The sequence below is a fragment of the Mesoflavibacter sp. SCSIO 43206 genome (genome assembly GCF_019904215.1).
In the GTDB taxonomy this organism is placed as follows: Bacteria; Bacteroidota; Bacteroidia; order Flavobacteriales; family Flavobacteriaceae; genus Mesoflavibacter; species Mesoflavibacter zeaxanthinifaciens.
In genome coordinates this window covers 2917048-2931508 of the sequence record NZ_CP063201.1, presented here as the reverse complement: position 1 = coordinate 2931508, position 14461 = coordinate 2917048, and the positions used below count along the sequence as shown (strand labels likewise).

Annotated in this window: 12 protein-coding genes; 3 read left to right on the top strand and 9 right to left on the bottom strand. The window is 30.7% G+C overall.

All coding sequences use genetic code 11. The features are described from left to right. Window positions 1-65 precede the first annotated feature (65 nt). Window positions 66-1631 (top strand): sensor histidine kinase KdpD, encoded by a 1566-nt coding sequence (locus tag INR78_RS13495; protein WP_027878761.1) that lies wholly within the window; start codon window positions 66-68, stop codon window positions 1629-1631. A 5-nt stretch (window positions 1632-1636) separates the two neighbouring features. Continuing rightward, a complete protein-coding gene (locus INR78_RS13490) occupies window positions 1637-2344 on the top strand; it encodes a response regulator transcription factor (RefSeq protein ID WP_027878762.1) in 708 nt (235 codons plus the stop codon). A gap of 57 nt (window positions 2345-2401) precedes the next feature. Here INR78_RS13490 and miaA read toward each other — a convergent pair whose 3' ends face one another. From miaA to INR78_RS13455, 7 genes are all read right to left on the bottom strand, one after another. Continuing rightward, window positions 2402-3310 carry a tRNA (adenosine(37)-N6)-dimethylallyltransferase MiaA gene (miaA, locus tag INR78_RS13485; RefSeq protein WP_370632463.1) on the bottom strand — a complete coding sequence of 303 codons (909 nt, stop codon included), beginning with the start codon at window positions 3308-3310 and terminating at the stop codon, window positions 2402-2404. 2 nt (window positions 3311-3312) lie between these two features. Continuing rightward, complete coding sequence (locus tag INR78_RS13480) at window positions 3313-4173, bottom strand: ion transporter (RefSeq protein ID WP_223076935.1); 861 nt, start codon at window positions 4171-4173, stop codon at window positions 3313-3315. 22 nt (window positions 4174-4195) lie between these two features. Then, window positions 4196-5557, bottom strand: coding sequence for an exonuclease domain-containing protein (locus tag INR78_RS13475; RefSeq protein ID WP_223078077.1), 1362 nt, complete (start codon window positions 5555-5557; stop codon window positions 4196-4198). 35 nt (window positions 5558-5592) lie between these two features. Further along, a complete protein-coding gene (locus INR78_RS13470) occupies window positions 5593-6264 on the bottom strand; it encodes a YggS family pyridoxal phosphate-dependent enzyme (protein ID WP_223076934.1) in 672 nt (223 codons plus the stop codon). A gap of 13 nt (window positions 6265-6277) precedes the next feature. After that, window positions 6278-7516, bottom strand: a complete 1239-nt coding sequence (locus tag INR78_RS13465; RefSeq protein WP_223076933.1) for a DUF1015 domain-containing protein — start codon at window positions 7514-7516, stop codon at window positions 6278-6280. Between the two features lie 68 nt (window positions 7517-7584). Beyond that, window positions 7585-8472: a 3-hydroxybutyryl-CoA dehydrogenase gene (locus tag INR78_RS13460; RefSeq protein WP_223076932.1), complete on the bottom strand. Its 888-nt coding sequence runs from the start codon at window positions 8470-8472 to the stop codon at window positions 7585-7587. Window positions 8473-8528: 56 nt separating this feature from the next. Further along, window positions 8529-9488: a Gfo/Idh/MocA family protein gene (locus tag INR78_RS13455; protein WP_223076931.1), complete on the bottom strand. Its 960-nt coding sequence runs from the start codon at window positions 9486-9488 to the stop codon at window positions 8529-8531. A 158-nt stretch (window positions 9489-9646) separates the two neighbouring features. Here INR78_RS13455 and INR78_RS13450 point away from each other — a divergent pair, with 158 nt between their 5' ends. Continuing rightward, window positions 9647-10288: a protein-L-isoaspartate(D-aspartate) O-methyltransferase gene (locus INR78_RS13450; protein WP_223076930.1), complete on the top strand. Its 642-nt coding sequence runs from the start codon at window positions 9647-9649 to the stop codon at window positions 10286-10288. A 36-nt stretch (window positions 10289-10324) separates the two neighbouring features. Here INR78_RS13450 and INR78_RS13445 read toward each other — a convergent pair whose 3' ends face one another. Together INR78_RS13445 and INR78_RS13440 are read right to left on the bottom strand one after the other, a co-directional pair. Next, on the bottom strand, window positions 10325-11779 hold the full coding sequence (locus tag INR78_RS13445) for a P-loop NTPase fold protein (protein WP_223076929.1): 1455 nt from the start codon (window positions 11777-11779) through the stop codon (window positions 10325-10327). A gap of 132 nt (window positions 11780-11911) precedes the next feature. Continuing rightward, window positions 11912-14377, bottom strand: coding sequence for a DUF5686 and carboxypeptidase regulatory-like domain-containing protein (locus tag INR78_RS13440; RefSeq protein ID WP_223076928.1), 2466 nt, complete (start codon window positions 14375-14377; stop codon window positions 11912-11914). Between the last annotated feature and the right edge of the window lie 84 nt (window positions 14378-14461).

The following is a 14461-nucleotide window of genomic DNA, read 5'->3' as shown; positions in this document are numbered from 1 at the left end:
AACATTTTTGTTAATGTAAGGTTAAAAGCAAGGAAGGGTAAATGTTAAAATCTTAATTTTGGGTGATGAACAAAAGAGTTTTTCTTGCTTTAGTTGTCTTAATGAGCCTGTCCTTGATAGGGATAATATTAGTGCAGGCTTACTATATCAACAATTCTCTTAGAAACACAGAAGAGCAATTTAATTTTAATGTAAAAAAAGCATTAAGTTATGTTTCTAAAACAATAGAAGATCAAGAGTATAATAAACATCTTTTTTGGGTTACAAAATCTATACAAGAAAGCGGAACAAAAGCAGATACAACTGCAATTTTAAACTTTTATGTAGAGCAAAAAAATAGAGATAATAACGAAACCCTAATTTACAGAAACGGTATTTTAGAAGAAAATTTTAAACTATCGTCTGCGCTCTTTGACATAGGTTTAGATAGTATAAACGTAAAAAGAATACTAAGCGAAAAAGAAACTAAAGTAGTAGATAACAATTTAGTTGAAGGTGGTACAAGCCTAACAGCACTTTTATCAGAAATTAGTACAAAAGAATATGCAGAAGTCTTCTCTAAAAACTCTTACGAAGAGTTTGCATATAGAAGACCAATACACAAGCGTGTTACAGTAGACGAAATTAATAGACTTCTTAGTTTAAAACTATTAGAAGACGATATAGATATAGATTACGAATTTGCCATTTACAGTAACGAATTAGCAACAAAAGTAAAAACAGAAGATTTTGAAAAAAATGAAGGCGCTACCTTTAGTGTTCCAATTTTTTTAAACAAAAATGATAAAAACAACTATAGACTACTAGTTAATTTCCCTGATCGTAAAGAGTTTATTCTTTCTTCAATTATGACTATGCTAATATTATCAATAGTATTTACATCGGTAATTATCTTAGCATACTCAAGTGCACTTTATCAATTAATTAAACAACGTCAAATCTCACAAATAAAGACAGACTTTATTAATAACATGACGCACGAATTTAAAACGCCAATAGCAACAATTAATTTGGCATTAGATTCTATAAAAAACCCTAAAATATTAGAAGATAAAGATAAAGTATTACGTTATTTAGGAATGATACGTGAAGAAAACAAACGTATGCACGCACAAGTAGAAAACGTTTTAAGAATATCTAAACTTGAAAAAAATGAACTAAACATAAGTAAAGAACGAGTAGATCTGCATGAATTAGTCGAAGAAGCAATAATGCACGTAGAACTAATAATTGAAGATAGAGGTGGAGAGATAACCGTTAATCTAAACGCAGACAAAACCTCTGTTTTAGCAAACGACTCTCATTTTACAAATGTATTAGTAAATATTCTGGATAATGCCATTAAGTATTCTCCAGAAGCACCAAAAATAATAGTAACAACAGAAGTTGTAGGTAATAATATTTTAGTGCACGTAAAAGACCACGGAAGTGGTATGAGCAAATCAGCACAAAAACGTGTGTTCGAAAAATTTTATAGAGAACATACAGGAGATATACATAATGTAAAAGGACATGGGTTAGGATTAGCCTATGTAAAAAGAATAATAGAAGACCATCAAGGTCACATATCGGTAGAAAGTGAAAAAGACAAAGGAAGTACGTTTACAATCAAACTTCCGTTAATATCATAAAAACTATGGAAGAAGTACAAAAAAGAATACTATTAGTAGAAGACGATCCAAATTTTGGAACTGTCCTTAAAGATTATTTAACTATGAATGATTACGAAGTAACACATGCCAAAAACGGTATGGAAGGCTTCGAAAAATTTAAAAGAGGTGATTTTGATTTATGTATCTTAGACGTCATGATGCCTTATAAGGATGGTTTTACTTTAGCTAAAGAAATTAGAGAAAAAAACGAAGATATTCCTATTGTTTTCCTTACAGCAAAAGCTATGAAAGAAGACGTGCTTAAAGGATATAAAGTAGGAGCAGATGATTACTTAAATAAACCTTTTGATAGCGAAGTACTTTTAATGAAAATTAAAGCTATCATGCAACGTAAAGCAACAGACTCTTTAGCAGATAGTAAACAATTTGAATTTACTATTGGAGATTTTCATTTAAACTCTAAATTAAGATTTCTTACGTTTAAAGAAGACGAGCCAATTAAGCTATCGCCAAAAGAAAACGAATTACTACGTTTATTAGCGTTACATGAGAATGATTTAATGCCTCGTGAACTTGCTTTAACAAAAATTTGGAGAGATGATAACTATTTTACATCAAGAAGTATGGATGTTTACATAGCAAAACTTAGAAAATATTTAAAAGTAGATCCTAATGTTGAAATTTTAAATATTCACGGAGAAGGATTTAGATTAGTCGTTAATAAAGACTAGTTTTAGTTTAATTTACAATAAAAAAGGTCAGCTAATTATTAGCTGACCTTTTTTTTACTACATAGTATTTTTTATTGACGTTATAATTTTTTCTAAAGGAGCTAAATAGTCAAACCAAAGTGTGTCATTGTTTCTTTTAAACCAGGTTAATTGTCGTTTAGCAAATCTTCGGCTATTTTTTTTAATTTCAGAAATAGCAAAGTCTAATGACCAAGTATTGTCTAAAGCGTTAAAGATTTCTTTGTAACCAACCGTATTTAATGCGTTTAAATGTTTGTATTCAATTAAAGATTTAACTTCATCAATTAAACCATTTTCAACCATAATATCAACACGCTTGTTAATACGGTTGTAAATAATCTCTCTATCTGCTGTTAGACCAATTGTAATTGTTTTAAATGGTCTTTTGTTTTTTTCTTTATTTAAAAACGAAGAATATGGTTTGTTTGTTCCTATACAAATTTCTAAAGCACGAATAACACGATGTGGATTATCAATAGCAATTGTATTATAAGCAACTATATCTAAATTTTTAAGCTGAAGCTGAAGCGCTTCCAAACCTTCCTTTTTAAGTGTATAATTAAGTTGTTCTCTAATTTTTGGATCTACATCAGGAAAATAATCTAATCCTTTTGTCACAGCATCTACATACAAACCTGAGCCGCCAACCATAATTACTATATCATGTTTTTGATGTAGCTCTTCAATTTTTTTTAGCGCATCTTTTTCAAAAGCACCAACATTGTAATCTTCTGTAATGGATTTATGATGAATAAAATGATGCGGAGCAGCAGCTAATTCTTCTTCTGTTGGAGCAGCAGTACCAATACTCATTTCTTTAAAAAACTGTCTAGAATCTGCCGAAATTATTTCAGTCTTAAAATAATTTGCCAATTTTATGCTAAGCGCTGTTTTGCCAATTGCTGTAGGACCAACAATAGAAATTAAGTATTTTTTATTGTTCAAAATTAATGAAGGTTATTACCGCAGGTTTTACAAAAATTAGCATCGTTATCATGGTCTTTTTCAAGACAATTACTGCAAATTTGTGTGTTTGTTCTTATTTGTTTTACTGTTGGTTTTTTTATGGTTTGTGTGTTCTCTTTATAATTTTTAGAATATTCTACAGATACAATTCCTGTAGGAATAGCAATAACACCATAACCAATAATCATTATTATTGAAGAAATTAATTGTCCTAATGCAGTAGCTGGAGCAATATCGCCATAACCTACAGTTGTAAGTGTAACTATTGCCCAGTACACGCTTCTTGGTATGCTTGTAAAGCCACTATCTTGACCACTTTCTACTATGTACATTACAGCGCCAAGAATAACACAAACTATAAGCACAAAAAATACAAATACAGCTATTTTTGCACGACTTGCTCTAAGCGCTTTAATTAGATTATTAGACTCACCAACATATCTTGCTAGTTTTAAAATTCTAAATACGCGCATTAATCGTAATGCTCTAAAGGCTATTAAAGAGTGCGACCCGAGTATAAAAAAGGATAAATATTTAGGAATTGTAGATAATAAATCTACAACTCCGTAAAAACTAAAAATGTATTTTTTAGGCTGAGTTACCACAGCTATACGTGCAATATATTCTATAGTAAAAAGTATGGTTATGACCCATTCTGCTGCATTTAAAAAATCGATATATTTTGTAGCAAACTCTTCTACACTTTCAAGCATAACTAAAATTATACTTGTAATTATTAGAAGTAGTAAAATAATGTCAAACAATTTTCCGGCAGGTGTATCTGCTTCATAAATAATTTCATGAAGTTTCTCTTTCCAGTTATTTTGTTTGTTGGCTTTCATATAAATAAAAGTACAATTAAAATTATAATTGAATGATTTTTAGACGCTTATTACGTCTTAAATAGCTTTGTATGATATGTTGTTGATCTCTATTATTTTCCATTGGTGTGATAATAGATTCCAAAATATCTAAATTATTAATTTGATAGTTTAAGCTGTAAAAACCAAACCCTTTAAAAATGCCATTTTTAATTAAAATAGCACTACGTTCGTCAACATCACGACCTCGATCTATAATCACCATATTTTGTTGGTCGTAGCTATGTTTTTTTAATAATTGATTAACGCGATTATTGTAGTCTTCTGCAGATTCTTCCTGTATACAAGCGCCTTTACATTTTTTTAATTCGTAATTAAAACAGCTTGTGTTGGTTTTATAAATTCCTGTTAGTTTTTGGCAAAGATTATAGTCTTCTATTGCTTTTTCTAAAAAGTGTTTACCGCTTTGTCTGTTGCTAAACGTTGTAATATTAGCTTTGTCTTTATAGGCTTTATCAATGGTTAGATTTATATAACCTCTATGGTCTGTAAAACTGTAAAGTGCATGCGTAAAAATATTACGTCTTAACGCTCTATTAAAAGCAGGTTTTGTTTTTTTAATTTCTTCACTTTCTTTTAAAAGCGCAACTAATTCGCTTCCTGTTTTTTCAAAAGTAACTGCAGCGACCAAACTTTGTATTTTTTTTGACTTTGGATTTGTACCCGTAAAATGTTGATTAACGCGGTTTTTTATGTTTTTGCTTTTGCCTATGTAAATAATTTCTCCGTCCGATTTATGAATGTAATACACGCCAGTTTCACTAGGTAAATCTTGAACTATATCTATTAACCTTGGTTCCATTTGAAATTTAGGCTCTTTTCTAACGGACTCTTGTATAATGTTTTTATTAGTGTCTTTATCTAGTAATAACTGAAATAATTTAACCGTAGCTTTTGCATCTCCTGCTGCACGATGCCTATCGCTTACTGGTATTCCTAAAGCGCGAACAAGTTTACCTAAACTATAGCTTTTTTGGTCTGGAATTAAATCTTTAGAAAGCTCTACAGTGCATAGCGTTTCACGTTCGTAATCAAAACCTAATCGTTTAAATTCTGTACGAAGTATGCGATAATCAAATTTCGCATTGTGAGCTACTAATATGGTGTTTTCGGTAATTTCTACGATACGTTTAGCAACTTCATAAAACTTAGGCGCATTTTTAAGCATATTACTATTAATCCCAGTAAGATTAACCACAAATGGCTGAATCTCTCTTTCGGGATTGACTAAACTTATAAATTGATCTACAACTTTATGTCCATCAAATTTATAAATAGCAATTTCGGTAATACCTTCTTCATTGTATTTACCGCCTGTAGTTTCTATGTCGACTATTGAATATATTTGTTTATGCGTTTTTTTGTTAATCTGATTATTAACTAATTGTTGTAATTTCTTTCGCCAAAAATACTACTTCCAACGCGAACCATTGTACTACCGCATTCTATAGCTAATTTGTAATCGCCACTCATGCCCATACTAATAGTTTGCAAGTTGCAATTTGAAGTTTGTATGTCTTTTAAATCGTCAAAAGCAGATTTTAAGCGTAAAAATTCTTCTTTTATTTGATCTTTATTATCTGTAAATGTTGCCATTCCCATAAGACCAACGATGTTTATGTTTTTTAATTCTGAAACGGTTTCAGAAAGCAATAATTCTTCAGAATCTTTAATGCGCATTCCAAATTTACTATCTTCTTCAGCAATTTTAATTTGAAGTAAACAGTTAATTATTCTATCGTGTTTTATGGCTTGTTTGTTTATTTCTTTTAGTAGTTTAAGACTATCTACACCGTGAATTAAATCTACAAACTCAGCCATATATTTAACCTTGTTACGCTGTACATGACCAATCATATGCCATTTAATATCCTTTGGCATTTCTTGATACTTATCTGCCATTTCTTGGATTTTATTTTCTCCAAAAATGCGTTGTCCAGCGTTGTAAGCTTCCATTAGATCGCTTACAGGTTTTGTTTTAGATACAGCTACAAGTGTAACATGATCTGGTAATGTTTGTTTTATAGTAGCTAAGTTATGTTTTATGCTCATAGATTAAATTGAATTAAAACTCATAAATAGTAACGCCACTTCTTAATTTAGGTTCTATATATGTGCTTTTTGGTGGCATTGTTAGATTTTGGTCTGCGATAAGTTTCATTTGCTCGATAGTTGCAGGAATCATACCAAATCCAACTTTAAAAGTGTTACTATCTACCATACTTTTTAAATTTACAATGTCTTTTTTACCGCTTAAATACATAATGCGGTTATCGTTTCTTAGATCTGTAATGCCTAAAATTGGTTCTAAGATAGTTTTGTATAGTATTTGCGCATCTAATTGATCTAAAGCGGTATTAAAAATATAATTAGATTTTCTTAAATACAACGAATAAAACTCACCATCTAAATACATACTAAAATGATGTTGTTTAGTAGGTTGATAAGGCATGATACCTCTGTTTTCTATTCTAAACATCGTATCTAGTTGAATTAAAAACTCTTCTTTTGTTAATCCGTTTAAATCTTTAACCAAGCGATTAAATTGATTAATTTTTAATTCTTCTTCACAGATTAAATAACTCATAAAATAATTATAAGTTTCGTTTCCTGTATGTTGTAGATTGTTAGATTTTAAATCTTCACAAAGTAATTTTGAAGACGAAGATCTATGATGTCCATCTGCTATATATAATTTTTTTATGTTGCTAAACGCATCGCTAATAGCGTTTATATCTTCGGGATTATCAATTAACCAAAGGTAATGCGTATCTCGGTAAGTAGTAGTAAACTCAAACTCTGCACGTTCCTTTTGTTTTTCCTTAATAATCGCGCTAATAGTATTATTTTTAGGATAGGTAAGTAGTACAGGCTCTGCATTAAACCCAACTGTTTTTAAATAATCTTTAAAAATAACTTCTCTAGACGCAATGGTATCTTCGTGTTTTTTTATAACGTTGTTGTTATAATCTTCAACACTTGCAGCTGCAACAATACCATTAAACTCTTGATTATCTCTATCTACAATTTTGTAAATGTAATAACAAGGTGATTGATCTTGAATAAAAATACCATCTTCTTTAAACTCTAAATATCTGTTTTTTACAAGATTGTATCTAGCTTCTCCAGAAATTTCTTTATCATATTTATAACCTGGATTAACAATATGTAAAAAAGAAAACGGATTATAATCTAATCTTGCCTCACGTTCGGCTTGCGTATAGCTTTGATACGATCTTGAAGCAACTAGACTTACCTTGTCTCTTGTTGGTCTTACAGCTTTAAATGGTAAAATTTTACTCATAAACAAAAACAAAATAAGGTAAACATCAACTTTAGTTGAATTTACCTTATTGTCTGATTATTATTTAATTAACTAAATTGTTTTGAAACGTTTTCGGCTTTTCTACTTTCTGAATAATCGTAAAAACCTTCTCCAGATTTTACACCTAATTTACCTGCACGAACCATATTTACTAATAATGGGCAAGGTGCGTATTTAGGGTTTTTAAATCCGTTGTACATCACTTCTAAGATGGATAAACATACATCAAGACCAATAAAATCTGCTAATTGTAATGGTCCCATTGGATGTGCCATACCTAACTTCATTACGGTATCAATTTCAGTAACACCAGCAACACCGTTGTATAACGTTTCGATAGACTCGTTAATCATTGGCATTAAAATACGATTGGCAACAAAACCAGGATAATCATTAACTTCTACAGGAACTTTACCTAAAGTTTTAGATAATTCCATAATCGTATTTGTAACCTCATCTGTCGTGTTGTAACCTCTAATAATTTCTACTAATTTCATGATTGGTACAGGATTCATAAAATGCATACCAATCACTTTGTCAGGTCTGTTGGTTACAGCAGCAATCTGTGTGATAGAAATAGAAGATGTGTTTGTTGCTAAGATGGTTTCTTCCGGACAAACTTCGCTTAACTGCTTAAAGATTTTAAGTTTTAAGTCTACATTTTCGGTAGCTGCTTCTACAACTAAACCAACATTTTTAACGCCATCTTCTGTAGTTGTAAATGTGGTAATGTTTGCTAAAGTTTCAGCTTTATCAGCTTCTGTAATTTTTTCTTTAGCGACCATGCGATCTAAATTTTTTGCAATGGTATCCATACCTCTTTTTAAAGACGCGTCGCTAATGTCTATTAAGTTAACTTTAAATCCTGATTGTGCAAAAGTATGGGCAATACCATTACCCATTGTTCCTGCGCCAATAACTGCTACATGTTTCATGTTTGTATGTTGAATTTTATTTCCGCGAAAGCGAAATTTTTAAATTATAAATTAGTTTAAAATTGATCGATAATCATTGTGGCTACACGTAAAGCCTCTGTACCATCGTGTAATGTTACAACTGGTGTTGTGTTAGTGTTTATGGCGTTGGCAAAACTTTCTAGCTCGTCTAAAATGGCATTGTTAGCTGATATTTCTGGGTTGTCAAAATAGATTTGCTTTTTAATACCTTCGGCATTTTGTAAAATCATATCAAAATCTCCAGGTTGTTCTGGTGCGTCTTTCATTTTTACGACTTCACATTTCTTTTCTAAAAAGTCTACCGAAATGTATGCATCACGCTGGAAAAAACGTGTTTTACGCATGTTTTTAAGTGAAATTCTACTTGCTGTAATATTGGCTACGCAACCGTTAACAAACTCGATACGCGCATTTGCAATATCTGGTGTGTCACTAATTACCGAAACGCCACTTGCAGATACGTTTTTAACTTTAGATTTTACAACGCTTAAAATAACGTCTATATCGTGAATCATTAAGTCTAAAACCACAGGTACGTCTGTACCACGTGGATTAAATTCGGCCAATCGATGCGCTTCAATAAACATTGGGCTATCTAATTGGTCTTTTACTGCTGTAAATGCAGGATTAAAACGCTCTACATGACCAACTTGACCTTTTACACCGTGTTCTGCAACCAAAGTTCTAATAGCTTCTGCTTCTTGCACCGTGTTAGTAATTGGTTTTTCAATAAAAATATGTTTGCCTTTTTTAATGGCTTGTCTAGCGCAGTCAAAGTGCGATAATGTTGGTGTAACAATATCTACAACATCTACTGCGTCAATTAATTTTTCTATAGTTTCAAAATATTTGTAGCCAAATTCAGCTTCTACTTTTTTACCGTTTTCTTGGTCTGCATCGTAAAAACCTACTAATTCAAATTTTTCTGATTGTTTAAGTAGTCTTAAATGAATTTTTCCAAGGTGACCAGCACCTAATACACCAGCTTTAAGCATAGATTATTCTGTTTTTAACAAAAATAAGTTTTTTAAACAGTTTTTTAAATGAATTTGATAATTAAATCTTTGATTTAAGAAGAATTTATAAATTGAAAATTTTTATTTTGAGCTTCAAAATTTTAAAGTAATTTTAGCCTTCTAAACTAGCCCATATTTTGAAAGATACGTTTAAACATAAAGGATTAAGACAGAAACTAGTAGCAGTTTTAAAAGCAAAAGGTATTACTAATAACGATGTTTTAAATGCTATTGGTAAGATACCAAGACACTTATTTATGGATTCTAGTTTTTTAGATCATGCGTATCAAGATAAGGCGTTTCCTATTGCGGCAGATCAAACCATATCGCAGCCTTATACGGTAGCTTTTCAAACCGAATTAATGCAAGTAAAACGTGGTGATAAAGTTTTAGAAATTGGTACAGGTAGCGGTTATCAAACTGCTGTGTTATGCGAGCTTGGTGCTAAAGTGTATAGTATAGAAAGACAACATGAATTATTTAAACTAACCAGTCGTTTTTTACCAAAAATAGGCTATCGTGCTAAAAAACTAATATTTGGTGATGGCTATAAAGGGTTGGTAGAAGAAGCACCTTTTGATAGTATTATTGTTACTGCTGGCGCACCATTTGTACCAAAACCCTTATTAGCGCAACTTAAAATTGATGGTCGTTTGGTAATACCTGTTGGAGATAACGTGCAAACCATGACACTTTTTGTTAGAAAAGGGCAAACCGATTTTGAAAAAACTGAGTTTGGCGAGTTTAGATTTGTACCGCTATTGGAGGATAAGAATTAGTCGAGAATTAGCAACTACTTATAGCCATTGTTGCGTTTAGTTTTTTATTCTTGTTAAATTTAGATATTCTTCAAAAGCTATTTTTAAAAGTGGTGCAAATGGGAAGTCCAACCTCTTTATATCAGGATTATCAAGGTATGTAACTTCTTTAATATTTGCAGTTGTTTCGTCTCTCCAACCTCCATACCTCATAGCAGAATATTTAATAGAAATATTTAAATCAGCGTTATTATATTCAAAATCACCTTCTGAGGTTTTATGATTTTTGTAATCTATTAAAGCTATCAAATCCCCATATCGTCTAAGTTGTATTTCATCAACAAGCTTTGAAGGATTTCTTTCTGCTAGTTTTTCTAGTGCTGTTCTCAAGCTTGTTATTGAGCCATAAAATGAGATTAAGAAATCAAAAACTAATATTTTCTGAAAATGCCAACTAGATGCTCTATTGTGATTTTTACCAATTTTAAAATCAAAGAATTTTAACGTATACTCTTTATCAAATAGTTTTAATAACGTTCTAAGGTTTAATAAATCATTGTTAATTAAATCTTCTAAAATTTCTTTAAAATTTACTGTAGTGGTTCTATTTCTTGCACCTAAGTTTATTATGTGGTCGTATTCACCTTGTATTTTAATTGACGCTAATATTGTTTCAACTGATTTACTTACAATTTCTTTGTTATCAAAGTAGTGGATTTCTCTACTATAAAATTTATCAATATATCCTGAGAAGTCTACTTTTGTCCCATATTTTGAATGGAATAAATTTCTAATGTTTTCAATGTCACAAACAAGGATTATTTTATGGAATCCAAATTTATTTTCGTTAAAATTCCCAATGTCAAAATGACAAGCAAAGACGTTTAGTATTCTAAAAATGTGTTCAGGGTCAAGTCTATCTAAATCATCTATAACCAGAACTATTTCTTTATCACTTTCTTTAAGTTTTTCAATTAGTCCTGAAATCAATTCGGTTATTCTGTTTTCCTCATAAATAGAATTGTCTCTTGCGGTTAATTCTTTTAAAAAATCGATTAACTCTTTTTTTTCGTCAATCTGTGATTCAGAGTTATGCTCTTTAATATTGTTTACGATTTTTTTTAAATTTTCATAAATATCACTGAAAGCTTTTCCGATTTTCCCACCACTTTTTGCTAAAAGAGACATCGTATCTAAAAAATTATCTTTTAAATAAAACTGAGCGGTCAGCAATTTTGAAAAATCTGTTTTTTCATATTCTACATTTTTACCAAGAAGTTCGAAAGCAATATCATATTTTATATAATCTATTATGTCATCGTTATTTGATATTGAATAGTTGACTGGCGACAGTAAGAATAGTTCGTAATCATCCAAATGTTTATTGAAAAATTCCTTTAAAAAATAGGTTTTTCCTATACCAAATATTCCTGAAAAAATCATCTGGTTATTATCTGGAAGAGTTATGTGAGATTTAAATCTTTCAATTTCGGATGTAATGTCGATTTTCAATTTTTCGCGATTATTTTAAATTAGGAATAATGAACTGATAATGCAAATTTCCAATTCGCATTATCCTTTATCAAACGAAGTTAATTGATTTTTTATTCAATATCAAATCTAGATTTGCAGTGTAAAATTCAATTAAAAACTAAACCCAAACAAAAAGGTATCATTAACTAATCCGCTTCCAGAATAAGCGCGCACGTAATCTACACGTAAAAACCTAACTTTTCCCCAACCTAAGTTACTTAAACCTATAGAGAACTCGTTGTAAGGCTTGTTTTCTTTAGTTAATGCAGCGTTGTAGCCTAATACTAAATTGTAGTTAAGTTTATTTATTAAAGGGATTTTATTTAAAATATAGCCTTTAAAGTTGTGCTCTGTATGGATTTCGGCATAGTTGTTATTGGTACTTAAATCGTAATATGGTAAGATTTTAAAGCTGTTTATATAATTGCCATCCATAACAATATTGGTTTGGTTTCCGTTAAAGTGATGGTAATCTATAAACGCAATATTATCTGCATTATTAAATACGCCAGCTTTTAAGAAGTAAGTTAAATCTCCTTTGTTGCTTAAGTTTACATTTTGATATAATTGCGCTTTAAACAAATCAAAATTGTAGTTGCTAATGCTGCTGCCAAATCCTTTTTCGTAACCTAAAAATAGCGTCGGAATTTTACTATTCGGGATGTTATATTTTCCGTTAGGATAACTTAAATAGTTTTGACCAAAATTAATACGCGTGTTTAAATTTAGCTTATATATATGATGATTTGCAAAAGAAGGAATACCGTAAGCAGTAGGATCTACTGGATTGTTACTAGTGTATTCTCTGTCTGCTTTTGGGTACCAAGCTTGATCTGTGGTATTGAAAAGTGATTTTCGGTTATTGTAACTTAAATTAGAGTAGAAGTGAAGCCCATTGACTAATTCTTGATTATAATTTGCTTGTACAAAACTACGGTCGTAAAGCTTTAAATAGTTTTTTTCGAACCATAAAGAATACGATGTATTTAATAAAGGTAAACTAGTTAAACTTGGATTAAATTGCTCTACTTTACTACCACCAGAAAGCGATACAAATGCACGATTTTTATTGTTGAATCTATAGTTTATAGTACCGGTACCTCGTAATCTATCATCTGCAAAACCATAATTAACATCAGATTTTATGTTGAAATATTTTTCGCTGTCTTTATAGCGTTTTGTATAATCTGCGGTTACTGTTCCGTTCCAACCTTGAACAGTATTAAATTGAATTGCTGAAATTGGAGATGAAATTGAAAAACGTTTCTTTTTAAACGAATTTTTATACGTGTAACCGCCTAAAATATCACCAAGTTTAAATTTATTTTCTACTTGATCTACCGAATCTAAGTAAGGCTGAGATTCTCTAACCAATTGTATGCTATCTTTTTTGATGTAATCTTTAACTTCTGCATCTGTAAGTGGTACAGGTCGTTTTTCTTGCCAATATAAGCTGTCTTTTTTGTTGGCGTTATCTTTAAATGAAAGAATCTCGCGTGAGAAATTGTTCTTATCTAAGTTAGGATTAAAATCATAGTCGCTGTAGACTGCGGTAAAGCGTCCGCTACCATTAAAGCCCATAAAACCAAAGGTGAAATCGAATATTTGAGAAATTTTTCCCCAAACCTTTTCGTCTTCAAAATATGAATAGGACTGATTTATTGTGAACAAATCTACAGGTGCAATTTGTGCTTGTTGTCCAGTAATGTTAAGTTCTAACCCAAATAAACTCCATTGATCTTCTACAATATAAATGAATCCATCAAAGGTTTTGTCGTTTTTACGCTTAGGCAAAACTTCAATTTTATTAACTAAATGTCCAGAATCGTCATAAAACGTACCGACTAACTTGTAGTTGTAATAATTAAAGGCGAAGTCTGCAATTGGTGAAACGATTTCGGTTTCAAGACTTATGGTGTTTTCGTAAAAATTAAAGTCGACATCTGTCGCATTATTAAAACTAAAACCATTGCTGTTACCGCTAACTTTAGATGCTGTAATGGTTTCTTTTAAAGGTTTTGGCGATAATTTTTCTAATTTAGAAATGGTTTCAGAAAGATAGATAATACCACTTCTAGTCGAGTCTAAGCTACCTTCAAGATCGCCAACTTCTTGCCCAAAAATCTTTTCTGGTGCATCTTTAAGTTGTAATAATCCTCTGGAATAAAAGTCAGCAGTATACGTATTGTATTTTTCTAGGTTTTCTTTTCTTTTGGCAATCGTGTTTCTAATAATTTGTATTGCAGGATCTTCTTTTGCGTTTAAGACAACTTCATCTAAGTTAATATCTTCGTCTTCTAAAACAGCGTCTAACGTAAAAGGAAAACTGTTGATGGTCACAGTTTTTTTCAATGTTTTAAACCCTAAATATTGAAACACTACAGTGTAATTTCCTGTGTTTTTAATATCTAATTGGTAATAACCATCGTTATTAGTGGTTGTTCCTTTACGTGTGTTTTCAACAAAAATATTGACTACCGCAAGTGGTTTGTTTTCTTTAGACGTTACAGTTCCTACAACTTGTGCAGAAAGTTTAATAGAAAACAATAGAAGTAATAAAAGTAAAGATTTTTTCATTATGTTGGTTTTATAGTATAGACGTCATTTTTACTTAAATGGTTGCCTATATAAAGCCAAACATAATTTTTTTTACTGAATTAT